This window comes from Herbiconiux solani NBRC 106740, assembly GCF_001571005.1.
Lineage (GTDB): Bacteria > Actinomycetota > Actinomycetes > Actinomycetales > Microbacteriaceae > Herbiconiux > Herbiconiux solani.
The window spans coordinates 354,354-375,041 of record NZ_BCST01000005.1; the positions used below are offsets into that span (position 1 = coordinate 354,354).

At 71.5% G+C, this 20,688-nt stretch carries 18 protein-coding genes; 9 read left to right on the forward strand and 9 right to left on the reverse strand.

Going from position 1 to position 20,688, the window contains the following annotated elements; all coding sequences use genetic code 11:
• Window positions 1-6 precede the first annotated feature (6 nt).
• Window positions 7-1,137 carry a VIT1/CCC1 transporter family protein gene (locus tag HSO01S_RS11410; RefSeq protein ID WP_066041429.1) on the forward strand — a complete coding sequence of 377 codons (1,131 nt, stop codon included), beginning with the start codon at window positions 7-9 and terminating at the stop codon, window positions 1,135-1,137.
• A 51-nt stretch (window positions 1,138-1,188) separates the two neighbouring features.
• On the opposite strand, the gene HSO01S_RS11415 is transcribed toward HSO01S_RS11410, so the two are convergent.
• Window positions 1,189-1,764, reverse strand: a complete 576-nt coding sequence (locus HSO01S_RS11415) for a 1,2-dihydroxy-3-keto-5-methylthiopentene dioxygenase (RefSeq protein WP_066041432.1) — start codon at window positions 1,762-1,764, stop codon at window positions 1,189-1,191.
• 157 nt (window positions 1,765-1,921) lie between these two features.
• Between HSO01S_RS11415 and HSO01S_RS11420 the strand changes: the two genes are divergently transcribed.
• From HSO01S_RS11420 to HSO01S_RS11435, 4 genes are read left to right on the forward strand one after another with little or no spacing between them, the layout of a single operon-like run.
• Window positions 1,922-3,019: a substrate-binding domain-containing protein gene (locus tag HSO01S_RS11420; RefSeq protein ID WP_066041434.1), complete on the forward strand. Its 1,098-nt coding sequence runs from the start codon at window positions 1,922-1,924 to the stop codon at window positions 3,017-3,019.
• Window positions 3,016-4,638: a sugar ABC transporter ATP-binding protein gene (locus HSO01S_RS11425; protein WP_084361579.1), complete on the forward strand. Its 1,623-nt coding sequence runs from the start codon at window positions 3,016-3,018 to the stop codon at window positions 4,636-4,638. The genes HSO01S_RS11420 and HSO01S_RS11425 overlap by 4 nt, the downstream gene beginning before the upstream one ends.
• Complete coding sequence (locus HSO01S_RS11430) at window positions 4,625-5,677, forward strand: ABC transporter permease (protein WP_066041437.1); 1,053 nt, start codon at window positions 4,625-4,627, stop codon at window positions 5,675-5,677. The genes HSO01S_RS11425 and HSO01S_RS11430 overlap by 14 nt, the downstream gene beginning before the upstream one ends.
• A 9-nt stretch (window positions 5,678-5,686) precedes the next feature.
• Complete coding sequence (locus tag HSO01S_RS11435; RefSeq protein ID WP_066041439.1) at window positions 5,687-6,985, forward strand: S-methyl-5-thioribose kinase; 1,299 nt, start codon at window positions 5,687-5,689, stop codon at window positions 6,983-6,985.
• A 46-nt stretch (window positions 6,986-7,031) separates the two neighbouring features.
• On the opposite strand, the gene HSO01S_RS11440 is transcribed toward HSO01S_RS11435, so the two are convergent.
• Window positions 7,032-9,344, reverse strand: a complete 2,313-nt coding sequence (locus HSO01S_RS11440; protein ID WP_066041442.1) for an LLM class flavin-dependent oxidoreductase — start codon at window positions 9,342-9,344, stop codon at window positions 7,032-7,034.
• Window positions 9,345-9,442: 98 nt separating this feature from the next.
• On the opposite strand from HSO01S_RS11440, the gene HSO01S_RS11445 reads away from it, so the two are divergent.
• The gene (locus tag HSO01S_RS11445) at window positions 9,443-9,940 is read left to right on the forward strand and encodes a MarR family winged helix-turn-helix transcriptional regulator (RefSeq protein WP_066041444.1); all 498 of its coding nucleotides are present in this window, start codon (window positions 9,443-9,445) and stop codon (window positions 9,938-9,940) included.
• A 98-nt stretch (window positions 9,941-10,038) separates the two neighbouring features.
• Window positions 10,039-10,914, forward strand: a complete 876-nt coding sequence (locus HSO01S_RS11450) for an aminodeoxychorismate lyase (protein WP_066041445.1) — start codon at window positions 10,039-10,041, stop codon at window positions 10,912-10,914.
• 178 nt (window positions 10,915-11,092) lie between these two features.
• Here the strand turns inward: HSO01S_RS11450 and mtnB are convergent, their stop codons facing one another.
• Genes mtnB through HSO01S_RS11470 form a run of 4 tightly spaced genes read right to left on the reverse strand, consistent with a single transcriptional unit; the run spans window position 11,093 to window position 15,032 of the window.
• Window positions 11,093-11,833, reverse strand: coding sequence for a methylthioribulose 1-phosphate dehydratase (mtnB, locus tag HSO01S_RS11455; protein WP_084361581.1), 741 nt, complete (start codon window positions 11,831-11,833; stop codon window positions 11,093-11,095).
• Window positions 11,830-12,582: an acireductone synthase gene (mtnC, locus tag HSO01S_RS11460; RefSeq protein ID WP_066041447.1), complete on the reverse strand. Its 753-nt coding sequence runs from the start codon at window positions 12,580-12,582 to the stop codon at window positions 11,830-11,832. The genes mtnB and mtnC overlap by 4 nt, the downstream gene beginning before the upstream one ends.
• Before the next feature lie 54 nt (window positions 12,583-12,636).
• A complete protein-coding gene (locus HSO01S_RS11465) occupies window positions 12,637-13,884 on the reverse strand; it encodes a phosphotransferase (RefSeq protein ID WP_157079026.1) in 1,248 nt (415 codons plus the stop codon).
• Between the two features lie 29 nt (window positions 13,885-13,913).
• Window positions 13,914-15,032, reverse strand: coding sequence for a translation initiation factor eIF-2B alpha/beta/delta subunit family protein (locus HSO01S_RS11470; protein ID WP_084361582.1), 1,119 nt, complete (start codon window positions 15,030-15,032; stop codon window positions 13,914-13,916).
• A gap of 76 nt (window positions 15,033-15,108) precedes the next feature.
• Here HSO01S_RS11470 and HSO01S_RS11475 point away from each other — a divergent pair, with 76 nt between their 5' ends.
• Together HSO01S_RS11475 and HSO01S_RS18755 are read left to right on the forward strand one after the other, a co-directional pair.
• Window positions 15,109-15,846, forward strand: a complete 738-nt coding sequence (locus HSO01S_RS11475) for a DUF2510 domain-containing protein (RefSeq protein ID WP_066041452.1) — start codon at window positions 15,109-15,111, stop codon at window positions 15,844-15,846.
• 8 nt (window positions 15,847-15,854) lie between these two features.
• Complete coding sequence (locus HSO01S_RS18755; RefSeq protein ID WP_157079028.1) at window positions 15,855-16,022, forward strand: hypothetical protein; 168 nt, start codon at window positions 15,855-15,857, stop codon at window positions 16,020-16,022.
• Between the two features lie 15 nt (window positions 16,023-16,037).
• Here HSO01S_RS18755 and HSO01S_RS11480 read toward each other — a convergent pair whose 3' ends face one another.
• Genes HSO01S_RS11480 through mmsA form a run of 3 tightly spaced genes read right to left on the reverse strand, consistent with a single transcriptional unit; the run spans window position 16,038 to window position 20,563 of the window.
• Window positions 16,038-17,768, reverse strand: coding sequence for an ATP-binding cassette domain-containing protein (locus HSO01S_RS11480; RefSeq protein WP_084361584.1), 1,731 nt, complete (start codon window positions 17,766-17,768; stop codon window positions 16,038-16,040).
• A 22-nt stretch (window positions 17,769-17,790) separates the two neighbouring features.
• Window positions 17,791-19,032: a multiple monosaccharide ABC transporter permease gene (mmsB, locus tag HSO01S_RS11485; protein WP_066041459.1), complete on the reverse strand. Its 1,242-nt coding sequence runs from the start codon at window positions 19,030-19,032 to the stop codon at window positions 17,791-17,793.
• Entirely contained in the window at window positions 19,025-20,563 is a 1,539-nt protein-coding gene (mmsA, locus tag HSO01S_RS11490) for a multiple monosaccharide ABC transporter ATP-binding protein (RefSeq protein ID WP_066041460.1), read from the reverse strand. Before mmsA ends, mmsB begins: the two co-directional genes overlap by 8 nt.
• Window positions 20,564-20,688 lie beyond the last annotated feature (125 nt).

The window sequence follows — 20,688 nt, forward strand, 5'->3', positions numbered from 1 at the left end:
GGGGTCATGGAACCCACTCGCAGCGAGCTGCGCCGCTGGCGGAAGTATCTGGCCGACGAGCGGGCCGAGGCGAAGGTCTACCGCGAGCTGGCGGCCCGGCGTACCGGCTCCGAGCGCGAGATCCTCTCGGCCCTCGCCGACGCCGAAGGCCGCCACGAGACCCACTGGCTCGAGCTCCTCGGCGACGACGTCGGCAAGCCCCGTCGGGCCGACCTCCGCACCCGCATGCTCGGCGTGCTCGCCCGCCGCTTCGGCTCGGTGTTCGTGCTCGCCCTGATGCAGCGGGCCGAGGCGCGCTCGCCCTACGAGACCGATGTGGATGCGACGCCCGCGATGGCGGCCGACGAGCGCATCCACGGTGAGGTCGTGCGGGGCCTGGCGGCACGGGGCCGCAGTCGCCTCTCCGGCACCTTCCGCGCCGCGGTCTTCGGCGCCAACGACGGACTGGTCTCCAACCTCGCCCTGGTGCTCGGGATGAGCGCGACCGGCGTCTCTCACACGGTCGTGCTGGCCTCGGGCGTCGCCGGGCTGCTCGCCGGCGCGCTCTCGATGGGGGCGGGGGAATTCGTCTCGGTGCGGTCGCAGCGCGAGCTGCTCGCCGCATCCACCCCCGACCCGGACGCCCACACCGCCGTGCCGCTCCTCGACGTCGACGCGAACGAGCTGGCACTGGTCTACCGGGCGCGCGGGATGACCGAGGAGCAGGCCGACGCCCGCGCCAAGGACGTGTTCGGCGGGGTGTCGACGACCACCTCGGCGATCAGGATCGTGCGGGTCGGCGACGCCGGCGTGACCGCGCCGGAGATCGTCGGGGGCGGTGCGGGCGGGGACTCTCCGGACGGCGACGAGCACGAGGAGATCGGCACCGCCTGGCAGGCCGCGATCTCGTCGTTCTTCTTCTTCGCCTCGGGCGCGATCATCCCCGTGCTGCCCTACGCGTTCGGGCTCTCGGGCGGCGTCGCGATCGCGATCGCCGCGGGCCTGGTCGGGCTCGCGCTGCTCGGCACGGGTGCCGTCGTCGGGCTGCTCTCCGGCGGCCCGCCGCTCAGGCGTGCGCTGCGGCAGCTCGCGATCGGCTTCGGCGCGGCGGCCGTGACGTACGTGCTCGGGCTGCTCTTCGGCACGGCGATCGGCTAGCGAGCGCCCAGGCCCGGCCGGGCCAGGCCAGGCCCAGCCCAGCCCCGGCGGCTACGCCGAGACCGACGCCAGCTCGTCGTAGGTGGCGAACTTCGTCGCGACGTCGCTGCCGGTGAAGTTGCCCACCCAGCCGTCGTCGTCGTGGAAGAAGCGCACCGACACGTAGTCGGGGCGGGTGCCCATGTCGAACCAGTGCGTGGTGTCCTTCGGCACGGAGAGCAGGTCGCCGGCCTCGCAGAACACGGCGTGCACCTTGCCGTCGACGTGCAGGTAGAAGACGCCGGAGCCGCGGGCGAAGAAGCGGTCCTCGTCGTCGTCGTGCTGGTGCTCGCTGAGGAACTTCTGACGTGCGGTCGCCGAGGCCTCGCGGTACTCGTCGGTGTCCTCCGGCGTGATCGAGACCACGTCGACCAGGGTGTAGCCGTGCTCGGCGTTCACCGCGTCGATCTCGGAGCGGTAGGCGGCGAGCACCTCGTCCTGGGTCGGGTTCTCGGAGAGCTCCTGGAGCTCCCAGCGGCTGAAGCGCGCACCGAGGCCCGCGAGCACCTCGCGGATCGTGTCGGCATCCCGCGTCTGCAGTTCGGGCGTCGAGGGGTCGTTGTCGTTCCACACGGTCAGGAGGGTCATGACCAACATGGTAGACCTCGACTCCTGCACAATCGGCGGCGGGCTCCGAACGAGTAACAGAGCGACACATGATTCGGCCGCCCGCCCGCGCGCGGGGTTGAATCAGAACGCGATCACACGCATCCGCACGTCTTCTCCTCATCCCGAAGGATCCCTCATGGCCCTCATCCGCAGAGCCGCGGTCGTCACCGCTCTCGCCGCCGCCTCCGTGCTCGCGCTCAGCGCCTGCGCCCAGTCCGACGGCGGTTCCTCGTCGGCCGGCTCGTCCGCGGCCGCACCCACCGCATCCGCCGCCCTGCCCGCCCCCTTCGACGGCGAACCCGTCAAGGTCGCGCTGGTGCGCCAGAGCGGCGCGGGCGACTACTTCGAGGCCTGGGGCGCCGGCGCCCAGGCGCAGGCGAAGTTCGCGAACATCGACCTGCAGGTGACGGATGCGCGCAACGACAACGCCAAGCAGGCCAGCGACCTCGAGCAGGCCATCGCGTCCAAGCCCGCGGCGATCATCGTCGACCACGGCCAGACCGACACCCTGCAGCCGCTGATCACCGAGGCGGTCGGAGCCGGCATCTCCGTCGTCGTCTACGACCTCGCGCTCACCGACCCCACCGGGGTGATCACCACGAGCCAGTCCGACGAGTCGATGGCCAGCGGCGTGCTCGACCAGCTGATCGACGACGTGGGCGACGGCGCGAAGGTCGGCTACGTCTCGGCCGAGGGCTTCGCCGCCCTCGATCGCCGCGCAGTGGTCTGGAACCAGTACGTCACCGACCACAAGCTCGACGTGCTGTTCTCGACCGGCAAGGTCAGCGAGTCCACCGCGACCGACAACATCCCGCTGGTGGATGCGGCGGTGAAGCAGAACCCCGATGTGCAGGCGATCTTCGCCCCGTACGACGAGATCACCAAGGGTACTGTTCAGGCTGTGATCAACAACAACCTGCAGAGCAAGGTCAAGGTCTACGGCATCGACATCTCGAACGCCGACCTCGAGGTCATCACGGCCGACGGCAGCCCCTGGGTCGCCACCTCGGCGACCGACCCGGCCGCCGTGGGCGCGGGCGTCGTACGATCCCTGGCCCTCAGCCTCGCCGGTCAGCTCGACGAGACCGACGTGCAGTTCCCGGCGATCACGATCACGCAGGACTTCCTGGCCGAGAACTCGGTCACCAACGTCTCCGAACTGCGCACCGCCCAGCCGAGCCTGAAGCTCGACGACGTCGTGGTCGCGGATTGGCTGCCCGCGGTCTCCGAATGACCTCTGTTCCCGCTCGTCCGGTCGAGGGGCGCGACGCCAGCGTCGTGTCCCTCGTCGGCGTCTCCGTGGCCTACGGGTCGAACGTGGTGCTGACCGATGTCGACCTCGAGTTCCGGGCCGGCGAGATCCTCGCGCTGCTCGGCGCCAACGGGGCCGGCAAGTCCACGCTGATCAAGGCGCTGTCGGGCGCGAACTCCCGCTATACGGGCGAGATCCGGATCGGCGGGGCGCCTGTGCACCTCGGTTCCCCGGTCGCAGCCCGGCAGCAGGGCATCTCCGCGGTGCACCAGAAGGTCGCCGACGGCATCGTGCCCGGCCTCACGGTGGCCGAGAACCTCACGCTCGACGACCTCGCTCAGGCCTCGCGGCATCCGCTCCGCAATCGCCGGCAGGCGACCGTCGACGCGCGGTCGGCGCTCGCGACCCTGGGTCTCGACTGGCCCGACTCGGTGCTGGGGCAGGATGCGGCCGACCTCGCGATCTCCGACGCCCAGCTGCTCGTGCTGGCCCGGGCGCTCCGCAGCACGCCGCAGCTCCTGATCCTCGACGAGCCCACCTCGGCCCTCACCGCGGCCGAGGCCGAGCGGCTGTTCGAGGTGCTCCGCGGGCTCCGGGCCCGGGGGCTCTCGATCGTCTACGTCTCGCACCGGTTCGGTGAGATCGAGGCGCTGGCCGACCGGGTCGTGGTGCTGCGCGACGGGATCGTGCAGAGCGAGTCGGTGCGTCCGTTCGAATGGCACGGCATCCTGCACGACATGCTCGGCCGCGCGACCGACGTCGAGCACGACCGGGGCGGCACCCAGCGCGGCACCGAGGTCGTCGCCGAGCTGCGCGGGGTGCGGCTGTTCCCCGAGGCGGCTCCGGTCGACCTCGAGGTGCGGCGCGGTGAGGTGCTCGGGGTGCTCGGACTGATCGGGGCCGGCAAGACCGAGATCGCCGAGCTGCTCGGCGGGCTCGCGAAGCCGCTCGCCGGGTCGCTCCGCCTTCGGGGCGAGGACTACGCGCCGCGCCGGCCGGGCGATGCGATCGCCGCCGGGGTCGTGCTGGTGCCGGAGGACCGGCAGCGCCAGGGGATCCTGCCCGGGTGGTCGGTGCTCCGCAACATCACGCTCCCCTTCCTCCGCGAGTCGAGCGTCGCGGGGCTCGTCCGCCGCCGCTTCGAGCGCTCGCGCGCCGACACCGTGATCGACACGCTGCAGGTCGTGGCCCGGGGCCCCGAGGCCTCGATCGACGACCTCTCCGGCGGTAACCAGCAGAAGGTGGTGGTCGGCCGCTGGCTCTCCGCCGGGCCGACGCTGGCCATCCTCGACGAGCCGTTCCGCGGGGTCGACATCGCCGCCCGGCGCGAGATCGGCGCCCGGCTGGCGGGGCTCGCGGCCGACGGCGCCGCCGCGGTCGTGCTCTCCAGCGACGTCGACGAGATCCTCGAGGTCGCCGATCGCATCGTCGTGCTCGTCGGGGGTGCGGTCGAGCTCGACCGGTACGCCGACGAGGTCGACCGGGCAGCGGTGATCGGGGCGTTCCTCGGGCAGACGGTCTCGTCGTCGCCCTCCCCTTCTTCTTCCCTTTCCCCTGCACCCGAGCCCTCTCCCGAAAGGCCCTCGAATGTCCAGCCCTAGTGTGGTCGCGGTCAGATCGACTCCCGGCGAGCGCATCTCCGCCTTCGTGGTCAAGTGGGGCTTCGTCGGCGTGACGGTGGCCCTCATCCTCTTCTTCGTCATCACCGAACCCAACTTCCGCACCGTCGACAACATCTTCGGCATGCTCAAGTTCATCGCGCCGACGGCGATCGCCGGGCTCGGCGTGATGCTCGCGATGACGGTCGGCGGCATCGACCTCTCGGTCGGCGCCTCGGCGGGCTTCGCGGTCTCGATCGCGGCCTGGACGATGGTGATCGGCAACCAGGTCGGCGGTGTCGCGGTGTCGGTGGTGCTGGTCTGCGGGCTGCTGATCGGGGCGCTGAACGCGTTCTTGATCGTGATCGCGCGCATCCCGGATCTGCTGGCGACGCTGACCACGATGTTCGTGATCGTCGGGCTCAAGCTGATCATCGTCGACGGCAAGTCGATCTCGTCGCAGATGACGCTGTCGAACGGCACGACCGCGCCAGGCAAGTTCACGGCCGACTTCCTCTGGCTCGACCGCGGGAGCATCGGGCCGGTGCCGGTGCCGGTCATCATCTTCCTGGTGATCACGGTGCTGCTGTGGTTCCTGCTCGAGCGCACGCGCTGGGGCCGGGCGCTGTTCGCGGTCGGCACGAACTCCGAGGCCGCGCGGCTGTCGGGCATCCGGGTGCAGTGGTACCGCACCGCCGCCTACATGGGCTGCGGGCTCCTCGCCTCGGTGGCCGGGCTGCTGCTCGCGGCCCGGATCGGGCAGGGCGACGTGAGCGCGGGCAACTCGCTGCTGCTGGATGCGGTGGCGGTCGCGCTCGTCGGTGTCTCGGTGCTCGGAATCGGCCGGCCGAACGCGTGGGGCACGGCGCTCGGCGCGGTGCTGATCGCGGTGATGGTGACGGGCTTCACGATGCTCGGGCTGCCGTACTACGCGCAGGACTTCGGCAAGGGCATCGTGCTTTTGATCGCCCTGCTGTTCAGCTTCACGTTCTCGCGGCGGCGCACGGTCGTGACCGCGGGATCGACCACCTCGAGCTCGTAGGGGGCTGCGATGACCGAATCCCGTTCGTCGAGACTTGGGGGGCCTGACTTCACCCAGCTCCGGGCAGACACCGTCGCCGCCTATCTGGCCAGCCGGCCGGCGCTCGCGACCCGCATCGACGCGGCCCGCATCGCCTCGGTGCGCGAGGTCGGCGACGGCAACCTCAATCTGGTGTTCATCATCCACGACGCGGTGCGCGCATCCGTCGTTCTCAAGCAGTCGCTGCCACACGTGCGCACCGACCCCTCGTGGCCGATGACCCGCGAGCGCTCGGCCCGCGAGGCGACGGTACTCGGGCAGCACGTGCTCGCCGACCCCGGTCATGTGCCCGCCTTCTACGACTACGACCCCGTGCACTACGTGCTGGCGATCGAGAACCTGTCGGATCACCGGGTCTGGCGCAACGAGCTCAACGAGGGGCGCGCGCACGACTACGCCGCCGACGAGCTCGGCGTCTACGTGGCGCGCACGGCCTTCGCGACCTCGCCGCTCGGCATGGATCCGCTCGAGCACAAGCGGCTGATCGCCCGCGCGGTGAACCCCGAGCTCGCCCAGATCACCGAGGACCTCGTGTTCACCGAGCCGTACATCGCGCACGAGCACAACGCCGTGCTGCCCGCGAACGAGGTGGATGTCGCCGAGCTGCAGGCCGACACGGCCCTCGTGCGCGAGATGGGGCTGGCGAAGTGGCGGTTCATGACCACGGCGCAGTCGCTCATCCACGGCGACCTGCACACCGGGTCGGTCTTCGTGCGGGCGGCCGTTCCGGCGTCCGGGTCCGCGTCTGCGTCTGCGTCTGCGTCTGCTCAGGATGCGCGGGGCGGCACCCCCGCGTCGGTGCGGGCCTTCGACAGCGAGTTCGGCTTCGTCGGGCCGACCGGCTTCGACCTCGGCGCCCTCTGGGCCAACTTCATCATCGCGGCCGCGCGGGCCGAGGCGCTGGGCGAGCCCGACCGGGCCGAGCTCATCCTCACCCTCCCGGGCCGGCTCTGGGCCGCGTTCGAGCGGGAGTACCGCGCGCTCTGGCCGACGCGGATCGACCCGCGCGTCTGGGGCGACGAGGTGCTCGAGGGGCTGCTCGCCGGCATCCGCGACGACGCGGCGATCTTCGCGGCGGCCAAGGCCATCCGTCGCATCGTGGGCTTCGCGAAGGCGAGCGACATCGAGACGCTCGACCCGGTGCTCCGCGAGCGTGCGGCCCGGAGCGTCCTCCGCGCCGGGCGCTCCCTGGCGCTCACCCGGCACGGCATCGGCGACGTCGAGGCCCTCGCCGCCGAATCCCTCGCCATCCTCCGCACCACGCGCTGACCCGCTTCCCGCTTCCCCGGTCAGCGCCGGACTCTGGCCACCCGCCTCACCCCAAGGCGTCGGGCTCGGCCCGCACCCCGAAGTTGTCGCGGAACAGTCCGTCGGGGTCGACGCGGTTCTTCACCGCCCGCAACCGCGCGAGCGTCGCCGGAGGGAACGCCTGCTCGATCATGCGCTCCCCGGTTCGGCTCTCGAAGCTGAGGTAGAGCCCGTCGAAGTGCTCGGCGAGCGCCGACCACAGCGCCTCGAACCGCGCGGAGCGACCCACGGAGGTGATCGAGAAGTTGGCGGAGCGGTGGGCGTACGCCATCGCATCCGGGGCCACGTCGTTGACGGCGCCGCCCACCGAGCGGATCTGGAACCAGGGTGCAGCCCCCGAGGTGGCGAGAGCGGCCGCGGCGCGCGCCGTCGCCGGGTCGAGGTGCTCGACCAGACCCGACCGGAACTGCGGTTCGCCCTGCCCGTCGTGGGCGACGTGGGAGGCGTTCGCCATCACCGACGCGTAGGGCAGCAGCTGCACCTGCTGGCCGATGAGCGGGGCGAGCTCGGCGAACGGCTGCAGCCGCGCGATGATCGTGTCGGGATCGTCGGAGTCGACGACCCCGTAGAGCTGGGCGGTGGCTGGTTCGGCGGGCCGCCCGGCGCTCATCAGCAGGAACAGGGTCGTGTCGCGCGGCGACGCCTCCATCACGCGCCCGAACTCCTCGAGGAAGACGGCGGCGTCGTCGACCTGGAAGGCGAGCTGCGCCCAGCCCACGTCGCCCACCCGGTCGGCCTCGAACTCGAACGAGACCACGACGCCCACGTTCGCGCCGGCGCCGCGCACCGCCCAGAGGAGGTCGGCCGAGCCGGAAGCGGCATCGGCAGAGACGTCGGCATCGGCAGAAGCAGAGGCAGAGGCAGAGGCATCGGCTGAGGCTGAGTCGTCGCCGTCGGCACTCGCCCGCACGAGGCTCCCGTCCGCGAGCACCACGTCGGCCGCGACGAGGTGGTCGATCGTCAACCCGTGCTCCCGCCCGAGAAACCCCACTCCCCCGGCCGTCGCCAGGCCGCCGACACCCACGCCGCCGTAGTCGCCGCTGGAGATCGCGAGCCCGTGCGGCTCCAGAGCGCGGGCCACGTCCATCCATCGGGCCCCCGGTCCGATCCGCACGCGACCGGTCGCCTCGTCCAGCACCTCGATGGAGTCGAGCGCTCCGAGGTCGATCACGATGCCGCCGTCGTTGGTGCTGCGCCCGCTGATGCCGTGACCGCCGCTCCGGATGCCGAGCGGCACGCCGGGGTGGCGCCGGGCGAACGCCACGGCCTCCTGCACCTCGGGCACCGTGCGGGGCCGCAGCACCAGCCCCGGCGCCCCGCCCCTCATGTAGGTGGAGCGCACCTTCGGGTAGGCGAAGTCGCCCGGCTCCACCGCCCGCTCCCGCAGGCTCTCGGGGAGCTCGTCGTAGGCGATCCCCTCCCGGCGGGCCGCGAGTGCACGCGCCGAGCGGGCACCCCCGGGCCGCGAGGTGCCCCGCCGCGCCCGTTCGGCCGCCACGGCCTCGCGGACCGCGGGCATGGTGCCGTCGGCGAAGCGTTCTAGGGCGGTCGGGTCGTCGCCGACCACGATGAAGGTCCCGATGCCGTCCCCGAGCGCCAGCTCGATCAGCTGGGCCGCGCTCTCGGTGCCCGAGATGTTGAGGAGGCGACGGATCTCGCCCGGGTCGCGCCCCGCATCCCGGGCCGCGTCGTCGATGCGCGCGTTGCCCGCGGCCAGATCCCCCGGCTGAAGGTATCCGAGGCTCGGCAGCCAGCCGTCGGCCTTCCGCCCGGTGAGCCGCAGCATCCGGGGCTTGTAGGCGCCCAGCCAGATCGGGATGTCGTGGGCGGGCGCCGGGCCGCGCTTCGCCCCGTTCAGCGGGTAGTGCTCGCCGCCCCGGAGGACACCGCGCTCCCCCACGGCCCAGATGCCGCGGATGACGTCGATGGCCTCGCTGAGCGCATCGACGGCCTGACCGGGGGTGAGCCGGCGCCCGCCCATCGCCTCGATCGCGTCCCAGAATGCGCCGGAGCCGAGGCCGAGGTCGAACCGCCCTCCACTCAGCAGGTCGAGCGATGCCGCGGCGCGGGCCGTGACGGGAGCAGGGCGAAGAGGCAGGTTCAGCACGTTCGGCGCCAGATGGATGCGCTCGGTCGACGCCGCCGCGAACGACAGCAACGTCCAGGTGTCGAGGAACGACGACTGGTACGGGTGGTCCTGGAAGGTGACGAGGTCGTAGCCCAGGCTCTCCGAGAGCTTCGCGAGCTGCACCGGAGCCGCGGGGCTCGCGGCGGTCGGGGTGATGAAGGTGCCGAAGGTGAGGGGGTGACCGTAGTCCATCGTGCTCTTCCGTGATCGAGTCGAAGCGTTCTGCGGTATCGCAGATCGTCTGTCAGACAACATATATTACCCGCAACCTATTCCGGTAGACTTCGGGCATGGCAGACGACCTCGATTTCGGCTGGGCGCTCGGCGTGCTCTTCCGCTCCTGGCAGACGGCTGTCACCGAGGCCGTCGGCGCACTGCCGCACGGGCCGCGCGGCTTCCAGATCCTGAACACGCTGGCCTCCACCGAGCATCCGCCGACCCAGGCCGAGCTGTCGATGCACCTCGCCATCGACCGCACCGTGCTCACCTACGTGATCGACGACCTCGCCACGGCGGGGCTCGTCGAACGGCGGCCGGATGCACGTGACCGGCGGGTGCGCCGGCTCGCACTCACGGCCGCCGGCTCCCGGCGCCTGGCCGACCTGCGCGGGCGGGTCGCCGAAGCCGAGTCCGGCCTCTTCCCGGGCCTCGGAGGCGCCGATGCGGCTGCGCTCCGCACCCTGCTCGAGCGGGCCGCCGCGGGGCTGCACCTGGGCGATGGCGAGCACGACGCCTGCACTGTCGTCTCCGCCATCCTCGACGACGCGCAGCGCCCCGCCGCGGGATAGGGCGCGAGGCGCTCGGCGCCGGAACCCGCCCCGCCCGACCAGCGGGCCAGCGGGCGGGCGGCACGGCAGTCGGGGCAGACCTGGGTACTGTGAAAGGCGTGACTGACACTGCTCCTGACGACGGGTCGTTCGGCGACCTGGTCGTGTTCCTCGACGAGGGCGTCCCGGTTCCCCTCGCCTCCGCCGCCGTGAACGTGGCCGACCTCGCGGTGACCCGCGGCGACGGCATCTTCGAATCGATCGGGGTGATCGACGGGCGCTTCATCGAGTTCGAGCGGCACCTGGCGCGCCTGGCACATTCGGCCGCGATGCTCGACCTGCCCGAGCCCGACCTCGAGGCGTTCGAGGCGGCGGCCCGGCGCGGCGTCGCGGCGCACCGCCCCGAGCCCGAGCTGCTCGTCAAGCTGCTGTACAGCCGGGGTATCGAGGGCGACGACGTGCCGAGCGGGTGGATCCAGGTGCTCACCGGGCCCGACCACTCGGCCGCCCGGCGCGAGGGGGTGCGGGTGGTCACGCTCGACCGCGGCTACCGGCACGACATCGCGCAGACCTCGCCGTGGCTGCTGCAGGGCGCCAAGACGCTCTCCTACGCGCTGAACAAGGCCGCCCTCCGCGAGGCGGCGCGGCGCGGGGCCGAGGACGTGATCTTCGTCAGCTCGGACGACGTCGTGCTCGAGGGCCCGACCGCCAACGTGCTGGTGCGGCACGGCGACCGCTTCCGCACGCCGCGCACCGACCTCGGCATCCTGGCCGGCACCACCCAGGCCGCGGTCTTCGACACGCTCGACGCGATGGGCTTCGCGGCCGAGGAGGCCCTCCTCTCCCCCGCCGACCTCGCCTCCGCCGACGGCCTCTGGCTGCTCTCGAGCGGCCGCCTGATCGCGCCCGTCCGCGAGCTCGACGGCCGCCCCCTCCCCGTCGACGCCCCCTTCACCACCACCCTCCTCGAGAAGTCCTTCGGCCTCCCCACCTGACCCACCCCCACGGCGCCCGGCACGGAAGTGCACGCGGCGGGCCGTACTCGACGCCCCAGGGTGAGGCCTTGGCCGCGCTAGCGACCGAGGCCGAACATGTCGCGCTGCGCCGGGCAGGGACCGGCGCAGCCCGGGATACGCGCGCGAAGCACGCGCATCCCGGCAGCTAACACAGCAGCTAGCGCGTAGCCAGTGCGATCTGCAGCAACGCCTCCACCAGCTCCAGGTGCCACCGCGCCTGCCGCAGGTCGGAGCCCCAGGCGTAGATGCCGTGGCTCGCCACGATCAGGGCCGGCACCTCGCCGACGTCGGCGGCGCACCCCTGGTAGACGCGCTCGAAGTCGTCGCCGAGCACCCGCATGTCCTGGTGGTTCTGCACGACGGGGATGACGACCCGCTCGCCGTGGGCGCTGTGGCCGATGCCCTTGAGCATCTCGAGGTCGCGCAGCTCGACCCCCTCGGGCCAGGCGTGCCCGGCCCTCACCGCGGTGAGCGCGTGCACGTGGATGCACGCCCCGGCACCCGTGACCCGCGCGATCCGCGCGTGCAGCCCCGCCTCGGCCGACGGCTTCCGCGCGAGGCCGAGCGCATCCGTGAGATCGAGTCCGGGATCGGCGCCGGGAACGGCGTCAGACCCGCCATCGACCCGCGAACCGATCCACTCCCCCTCGCCGTCGACGAGCACCACGTCCGACGCGGTCAGCTCGCCCTTGTCGAGGCCCGAGGCCGTGACGGCCAGCCGCAGCGGGTCGCGACCGAGCGTGACCGACAGGTTGCCCGCGGTGCCCGGCATCCACCCGCGCGCCGCGAAGCGCGCCGACTCGGCGGCCAGCTGCGCCCCTGCCTCGGTCACCGCCGCGGCCGTGACACCCGAGGGCGAGAACACGTTCGGCGCCCAGTCACCCGTGCCGGTGCTCACGGAGCGACGACCTCGACCTCGTCGAACGATGAGACGACGGATGCTCCGCCGAAGTCGGCCTCGAAGAACGGCTCGCCCTCGCGCGAGAACGCGACGACCTGCCAACCGGCCTCGAGCGCCGCGGCGACCTCGCCGGGGTTGTCGGTGAAGAAGACGATCTCGGCCGCGGGCACGTCGAGCGCCGTGGCGATCGCCTCGTACGACGACGCGAACTTCTTGGGGCCGGCCTTCACGGTGTCGAAGTAGTCGGTGATGAGCGGCGTCAGGTCGCCGTCCGGCGAGTGCCGGAACCACGGCACCTGCGAGGCGACGGATCCGGACGAGAACACCGCGATCCCGACCCCGTGCTCGTGCCACTGGCGTAGCCGCGGGATCACGTCGTCGAAGAAGTGCGACGAGATCTCGTCGCGCGCGAAGCCCTCGGCCCAGATCTGACCCTGGATGGTCTTGAGCGGGGTGGCCTTGACGTCGCGCTCCATCCACTCGTGCAGCACGGCGACGATCTGGTCGGTCGACGCGTCGGTGGCGAGGGATGCGTCGTGTACGACCTGCTCGCGCGCTTCGGCGATCGCGGGGTCGGCCGCGTGCTCGTCGAGCCAGCCGGCCAGTCGGGGGCGCGCGTAGTCGTAGAGGTCGCCGAGGATGAACCCGGCCGCACTCGTCGTGCCCTCGAGGTCGACCACCAGGTAGCGCGCGGTGACGGCGAGCGGATCGGGCGTGGGGGCGGGGGCGGGTGTCTCGGTGCTCACGGTGTCCTCCGGTCGTCGGTGGTGGGGGCGGTGGTGCGGGCGCGTCGCTGCGCGCTATTCGGGGCGGTGCTGGTCGGGGCGGTGCTGGTCCGTTGGATGCGCGGGGTCGGCCAGGGAGCCGACGGGTGCGGCCGGCGCGGACGGGGTCGGCTCCCCCGTCAGCAGGTGGTACCGGGCCGCGTCGAAAAGGCGGGCGGAGGCCTCAGCCCGCGCCGGCTCGGGCAGCGTCTCGATGTCGGCCGCGTGCGAGAAGCCGACCGCGCGGCGCAGCTGCTCGACACCGGCGAAGCGCCAGGCGTCGGCCTCGATCGCGGCGAGCGACGCGTCGTCGCCCCACGACCGCGCGAAGGCGTCCCAGCACGCGCGAACGGCCGAGTACCGCTCCCGGGCCACGTCGTGCCGGCCCAAAGCGGAGGCCGCGATCGCCGCGAGCTCGAGGTTGGCCCAGAACAGCCCGAGGTCGAGCCCGATCGGCCCCACGAAACTGAACTCCGGGTCGAAGACCTTCACCGTCTGCGCCCCGTCGCGCCGGCCGAGCATGACCGATCCGCTGTGCAGGTCGCCGTGCACCAGTGCCTCGTGCCGGGTCTCGAACACCTCACGCACGCCGGCGACCGCCGCCGCGACATCCTCGTCGCCGTACAACGCGCGCACACGCTCCTCGAGCGCGGGATGCCAGTGGTTGTGCTCATGCGCGCGGTACGGCTCGTCGAGCACCACGTCGAGGGTCATGCGGCAGAGCTCCGGGTTCGCCGCGAGCTCGATCAGGGCGTCGTGCCCCTCGTCACCGAGTGCACGACGCGATGTGGATGCGGCGAGCTCGCCCACGAACCGGCCCACGACCGCGCCCAGATCCGCGAAGTCGATGCCGGCCGTCGCGGCAAACGCGCCCGAGTCCGTAGCCACACCCTCCGCATCCGCGGCCGACCCCGGCGCGAGCTCGGCGACGAGCACGTCGCGCAGCACGTCGAGATCCGACAGATCCTCCATCACCAGCACGTACCGCGACTCGTCGAAGGCGAGGATCGCCGGGATCGAATCCGGCACCCGCTCGGCGAGCCGCTCGTAGGTGCGCGCCTCGGACCTGATCCGCGACGGGTCGACCGGCCACTCCGGCCCCACGACCTGCACCCACGGCGGCGCCTGCTTGACGGCCAGGCTGCCGAGCGGCCCGCGGGCGATGAACACGCGGTTCATGTTGCCCGCGGTCACCTCGGTCACCCCCACCTCGCCGGGGGTCGCGGCCACGCGGTCGAGGAGCCCGGCAGACGAGAGGTACGCGACCACGTCGTCGCCGGTCACCAGAAGCTCATAGGTGGTCTCGTCCTCACTCACCGCGCACCGCCCTCGGGCCCGAGCGCAGCCGAGGCGGCGGCGACCGCGGCGTCGATGCCGTAGTACTCGGCGACCCGGCCGGGCTCGAAGGCGCCGCGATCGGTGACGATCCGGGTCACGAAGCGGGCGGGGGTCACGTCGAAGGCGGGGTACCAGGCATCCGTCACCCGCTCCGAGGCGGTCCGGCGCCCGAGCGTGTGCAGCACCTCGAGCGGATCCCGCTCCTCCACCACGATGTCGGCCGCCGTCGGCGCCTCGTCGTCCGGCGCCTGCACGAGAGCGTAGAACGGCACGCCGAAGGCCGAGGCCGCGACCGCGAGCCCGAGCGTGCCGACCTTGTTGACGACGCTGCCGTCGAGCGAGACCCGGTCGGCCGCCGTGACGAGCGCGTCGATCGGGCCGATGGTCGACCCCGGGGCGAGTGCGGCGGCTCCCATCGAGTCGGTGATCAGCGTGACGCGCTCCCCCATCTCGGCGAGCGTGTGCGCGGTCAGGCGGGCGCCCTGCAGATAGGGGCGCGTCTCGGTCGCGACCCAGTCGAACCGCTTGCCCGCCACCCGGGCGGCCCGCACGAGCTCGATCAGGTAGGTGTCCATCCAGCAGTGGGTCAGGATGCGCCCGCCGTCGGGAAGCAGCGAGACGGTTTCAGCGGCCAGCCGGTGGCTGCGGGACCGGTAGAGCTCGGCGCCCGTGCGCGCAGCCTCGAGCGCCGCCTCGATCATCCGGGCCGTCGTCGCGGAGTCCGGCCTCTCTGCCGCATCCGCCACCGCGTCGACCGCCGCGAGCACGCGCCCGACGGCCTCGCGGGGGTGGTTGTTCGTGGGCCGCGCGGCCTCGATCACCGCGCCGGCCGCGCGCATCCGCTGCCGCGCCTCCTCGGGCGGGAGCCCCGCCGACTGCACGGCGGTGATCTCGAGCCCGGCGTAGGCGGCGAACAGGGGCCCCGAGCTCTGTGTGACCATGTCGCGGATGGCCGTGGCCACCTCGTCCGCATCCCGCGCGGTGACCCACTCGACGCGTTCGGGGAACACCCGGCGGTCGAGGATCCTCACCACGCCGCCCTCGACCCTCACGGAGTCGTCGAGCACGGGCGCGTTCTCGGCTGTAGTGGTCATGCGCTTCCCGTCGATTTCCCCCATCGAGGATACCGCGCGACCGTATGCTTGCCCTATCAAACGAGAAGGGGGCTCCGTGAGCCATTCGAACGGGAACCAGTCCACGCCAGCCGGTTGGCACGCCGATCCGTCGGGTGCTCCGCAGCAGCGGTGGTGGGACGGCACTCGCTGGACCGAGCACACGCAGGCCACCCCGCAGGCGCAGCAGCCGGCGGCACACACGCAGCAGCAGGCGCAGCCCCAGTACGGCCAGCAGCAGGCCCAGCCGCAGTACGGCCAGCAGCCTCAGCAGTACGGCCAGCAGCAGCACCCCGCATACTCCCCGGCCTACGCCACCCAGGCCCCTCCGCCCGTCGCACCCGGCACCCCGGTCTACAACGTCTTCATCTGGGTCCTCACCGTGCTCCCGGTGGTGTCGCTGCTGATCCTCCCCCTCTACTCCAGCGCCATCGAGCAGTCGGTGACCACGACCTACCGCTACGGCGGCAGCATGTCCTTCCTCGGCCTGCAGGCGGTCGGCTCCCTGATCAGCCTGGTGCTCTACGCCGCCATCGTCGTGCTGGCGTACTTCGACCACAAGTGGCTCGTCCGCCAGGGCTACGTGCAGCCGTTCCACTGGGCCTGGGCGTTCCTCTCGATCGTCTACCCGATCGGCCGTTCGGTCGTGGTGCGCCGCCGCTCCGGCCGCGGGATCGCCCCGATGTGGGTGTCGATCGGCCTCTGCGCCCTCAGCATCATCGTGAGCATCATCTGGAGCATCTCGCTGTTCGCGACGATCTTCGGCACCTCGATGACCTACGGCAGCTACACCTGAGGCCGGGGATGAGCTATTCACCTCCGCCCGGCCCCTCCGAACCGAAGGATCCGAACGACCCGAACCGCCGCAACCGCCCGTCCAACGGCCGCATCGCGGTCTGGATCGGCGTGAGCGCCGTGGCCCTCTACTTCCTGGGCAGCGGCATCTACGGGATCATCACCGGCGGCAGCTGAGACCCGAAAGGGTCGTCAGCGACGATCCGCGAGCACCATCGGGGCCATCAGCTCCGCGGCCGTCGTAGTCGCAGGGCGGGATACCGGCAGCTCGGCCGTGATCCGCCCGTCCCGCATCGCGTAGGCGCGGTCCGCCACCCCGAGGATCTCGCCGAGGTCGTCCGAGGCGATCAGGATGCCGGCGCCCGCGTCGGCGAGCCGCCGGATCAGGCCGTGGATCTCCTGCGCGAGCGCATCCGCCGCCCCCGCCGTCGGGTGATCGAGCAGCACCGCCGTGGGCCGGGTGCCGTCGCCGTCCAGCCAGCCGGCCAGGGCGTTGCGGATGCTCGTGCCGGCCGGCTCCCCCGTCGCCGACGCACTCGGCGCTGCAGCAGCGCCCCCGCCACCGCGACCGCGCCCCGCGAACAGCGCCGCGATCCCGCCGAGCCCCGCGACCGGAGCGGCCTCGGGGTAGCTGCGGTCGCGGTCGATGACCCCGAGGCGGGCGAGCCGGCCCAGCATGCCGGGCGAGATCCGCGAAGGCACACCGCCGATCAGCCCGAGGTCGTAGGTCGTGGTGCGCTCGGTCGCGAGCACGAGCCCGGCCGCGATGGACTCGGTGGGGTTGCGGGCGGTCAGCGGCACACCGGCCAGGCGCACGTCGCCCTGAACGCGGGATCCCGCGGTCTTCTCGAAGAGGCCGAGCAGCAACTCGCCGGCGCCGGAACCCTCGAGGCCCGCGAGGCCCACGATCTCGCCGGCGCTCACGGTCAGGCTCGCGTCGCGCACGACGGCGCGACCGGGATCGAGCGGATGCGCCGCGGTCCACCCCCGCACCTCGAGCGCGGGCTCCCGCCCGGCGGCGCCCGCCTGCACGGTGCCGAACGGGCGGCCCTCGCCGCGGTCGACGACCACGTCCGCCACCATCGCCTCGACGAGCCGGCCCGCCTCACCCGGCGCCTCACCCGAGATCTGGCGCGCATCCACCGGCGCCGCACCCGCGTCACCCAGCGCATCCACCGGCGCCGCACCCGCGTCACCCAGCGCATCCGCCGGAGCCCCTGCCACCCACGTCCCCGACGCGTCCCCGCCCGCCAGCACCGTCCCGGCATCCGCCGCCCGCAGCAGCGGTTCGACCCGCGCCGAGGCGACCACGACGATCAGGCCGGCCGCCGCGAGCCCCACGATCCCCCGCACGACGACGTCGGTCTCGGACGGCTCCAGGTCGCGGAACGGCTCGTCGATCAGCACGATCTTCCGGCCCGAGGCGAGCATCCGGGCGAACCCGACCACCTGCCGCTCGGCGCGACCGAGCGAGGATCCGCGGGCGCGCACGTCGACGGACTCCAGCCCGACCCGGGCGAGCTCCTCGGCGGCCCGCTCGAACATCCTGCCGAACCGGATCAGCCCGGCGACCGGCCGCTCGTTGCCGAGCGTGACGTTCTCGGCGACCGACAGGCCCGGGACGATCGCCGGCTCCCCCCGGAGCACGACGATCCCCAGAGCCTCCGCGTCTTCCCGGCGGGCGACGGTGAGCGCGAGGTCGGCGCCATCGAGCTCGATCCGCCCGGCCTCGGGCCGCAGGTACCCGCCGATCACGGCGAGCGCCTCCGAGGCGCCGGAGCGCGGCCCGCCGAGGATCCCGTGCACCCGCCCCGCCCCGACCCCGAACGACAGCGAGCGGATGCCGGTGCCCGCTCCCGACCTGGCCGACACGTGGTCGAGTTCCAGAGTCGCGCGTGCTCCCGGCATCCGCTCGTCAGTCATCAGGCCGTCAGGCCGCCACGGGCTACCGCCCGCCCGAGCGGCGCTTGTTGTAGACGTCGAAGGCCACCGCGAGCAGGAGCACGAGGCCCTTGACCGCCTGCTGCCACTCGATGCCGATACCCATGATCGACATGCCGTTGTTCAGCACGCCGATGATCAGACCACCGACGATCGCGCCGCCGATGGTGCCGACGCCGCCCGTGACCGCCGCGCCGCCGATGAAGGCGGCCGAGATGGCCTCGAGCTCGAAGCCGTCACCGGCCTTCGGGCCCGCGAGGTTGAGTCGCGCGGTGAAGACGAGTCCGGCGAGACCGGCGAGGAAGCCCATGTTGACGAACAGCCAGAAGGTGACGTTGCGGGTCTTGATGCCCGAGAGCTCCGCCGCGTGCAGGTTGCCGCCGATCGCGTAGATATGACGGCCGAACACCGAGCGGTTCATGATCACACCGTAGATCAGGATGAGCACGGCCAGCACGATCAGGGTCACCGGGATGCCCTTGAAGGTCGCGAGGGCGTAGGCGAAGAGCAGTACCACTGCCGAGACCAGGACGAGCTTGCCGACGAACCAGGCGGCGGGCTCCACCTCCTGGCCGTAGCTCTGGCGGCCACGGCGGGTGCGCACCGACTGCACGATCAGGGCGACGATCGCGATGATCGCGACGCCCATGGTCAGCGGGTCGATGTCGAGCGCACCGAAGACGTCGGTGATGAAGCCGTTGCCGAGTGCGCGGTAGAAGTCGGGGAACGAGCCGATGTTCTGGTTGCCGAGCACCACGAGCGTGAGGCCACGGAAGATCAGCATGCCGGCCAACGTCACGATGAACGCCGGGATGCCGACGTACGCGATCCAGAACCCCTGCCAGGCGCCGACCAGGGCGCCGATCAGCAGCGAGAGCACGACGGCGAGCCAGGCGGGCATCCCCATGTTGACCGCGAACACACCCGACACCGCGCCGACGAACGCCGCGACCGAACCGACCGACAGGTCGATGTGGCCGGCGACGATCACCATCACCATGCCGATCGCGAGGATCAGGATGTAACCGTTCTGCACGATCAGGTTCGAGACGTTCTGCGGGCGCAGGAGCACCCCGTTCGTCAGGATCTCGAACACCACGACCACGAGGATCAGGGCGATGAAGATGCCGTTCTTCCCCAGGTCGGAGATGACGTGGCTGAGAGCGCGCGTGAAGCGGTTGTCGGCGGGCTCGACCCGTCCTCCGGCGGCCGTGTCGGCGCCCGGCTTGGTCTCGAGATCAGACATCAGATCGTTCCTTTTCCATGGTCATGAACTTGATGAGCGTTTCAGGGGTGGCCTCGGCGATGGGCACCTCGCCCGTGATGCGGCCCTCGGCGATCGCGTAGATGCGGTCGCAGATCCCGATCAGCTCGGGCAGCTCGCTGGAGATGACGATGACGCCCTTCCCCTCGGCCGCGAGCCGGTTGATGATCGTGTAGATCTCGTACTTGGCGCCCACGTCGATGCCGCGGGTCGGCTCGTCGAGGATGAGCACGTCGGGATCGGAGTAGATCCACTTGCTCAGCACGACCTTCTGCTGGTTGCCGCCGGAGAGCTTGCCCACCTTGGCCAGCACCGAGGGGGCCTTGATGTTCATCGAGGTGCGGTAGCTGTCGGCGACCTTGTACTCCTCGTTGTCGTTCACGAGGCCGCCCCGCTCGAGCTTCTTCAGCGACGCCATCGAGATGTTGCGCTTGATGTCCTCGATGAGGTTGAGGCCGTAGAACTTGCGGTCCTCGGTGGCGTAGGCCAGGCCGTTGTCGATGGCCTCCGACACGGTGCGGGTCTTGATCTCCACGCCGTTCTTGAACACCCGGCCCGAGATCCTGGTGCCGTAGGAGCGGCCGAAGAGGCTCATCGCGAACTCGGTGCGCCCGGCGCCCATGAGGCCGGCGATGCCGACGATCTCGCCGCGCTTGACGTTGAGGTTGACGTGGTCGACCATCACGCGGGTGGGGTCCTGCGGGTGGTAGGCCGTCCAGTCCTCGACGCGGAGGATCTCCTCGCCGATGTGCGGCGTGTGGTCCGGATAGCGGTGCTCGAGGTCGCGGCCCACCATGTCCTTGATGATCCGCTCCTCGGTCACCTCGAGCTTGGGGATCGTCTCGATCGCCTTGCCGTCGCGGATGACCGTGACGGTGTCGGAGATCTTCTTGATCTCGTTGAGCTTGTGGCTGATGATGATCGACGTGATGTTCTGGCCCTTCAGGGACAGGATCAGGTCGAGCAGGTGCGCGCTGTCCTCGTCGTTCAGGGCCGCAGTGGGCTCGTCGAGGATGAGCAGCTTCACGCGCTTGGACAGCGCTTTCGCGATCTCCACCAGCTGCTGCTTGCCGACGCCGAGGTCGAGCACCTTCGTGGTGGGGTTCTCCCGCAGGCCCACTCGGGCGAGGAGCTTGGACGCCTCGATGTTGGTCTTGTTCCAGTCGATCAGGCCGAGCGGGCCCTTGATCTCGTTGTTCAAGAAGATGTTCTCCGCGATGGAGAGGTAGGGGCTCAGCGCGAGCTCCTGGTGGATGATCACGATGCCCTTGGCCTCGCTGTCGCGGATGTCGCGGAACTCCATCGTCTCGTTCTCGAAGACGATGTCGCCCTCGTAGGTGCCGTGCGGGTAGACCCCGCTCAGCACCTTCATGAGCGTGGACTTGCCCGCCCCGTTCTCGCCGCAGATCGCGTGGACCTCACCGCGCGCGACGTCGAGCGTCACGTCCTGCAGTGCCTTGACGCCGGGGAACGTCTTGGTGATGTGCCGCATTTCCAGGATGTTGGTGGTCACGATCTCTCTCCTGCGAGTGGGTGGACGTGAAAGTAGGGACGAGGTTCGGTGGGGGGCCACCGCCGAAGGTCTGCCCGGTCGACCGAGAGGCGACCGGGCAGACCCGTCAGGTGATCCGCAGCGGA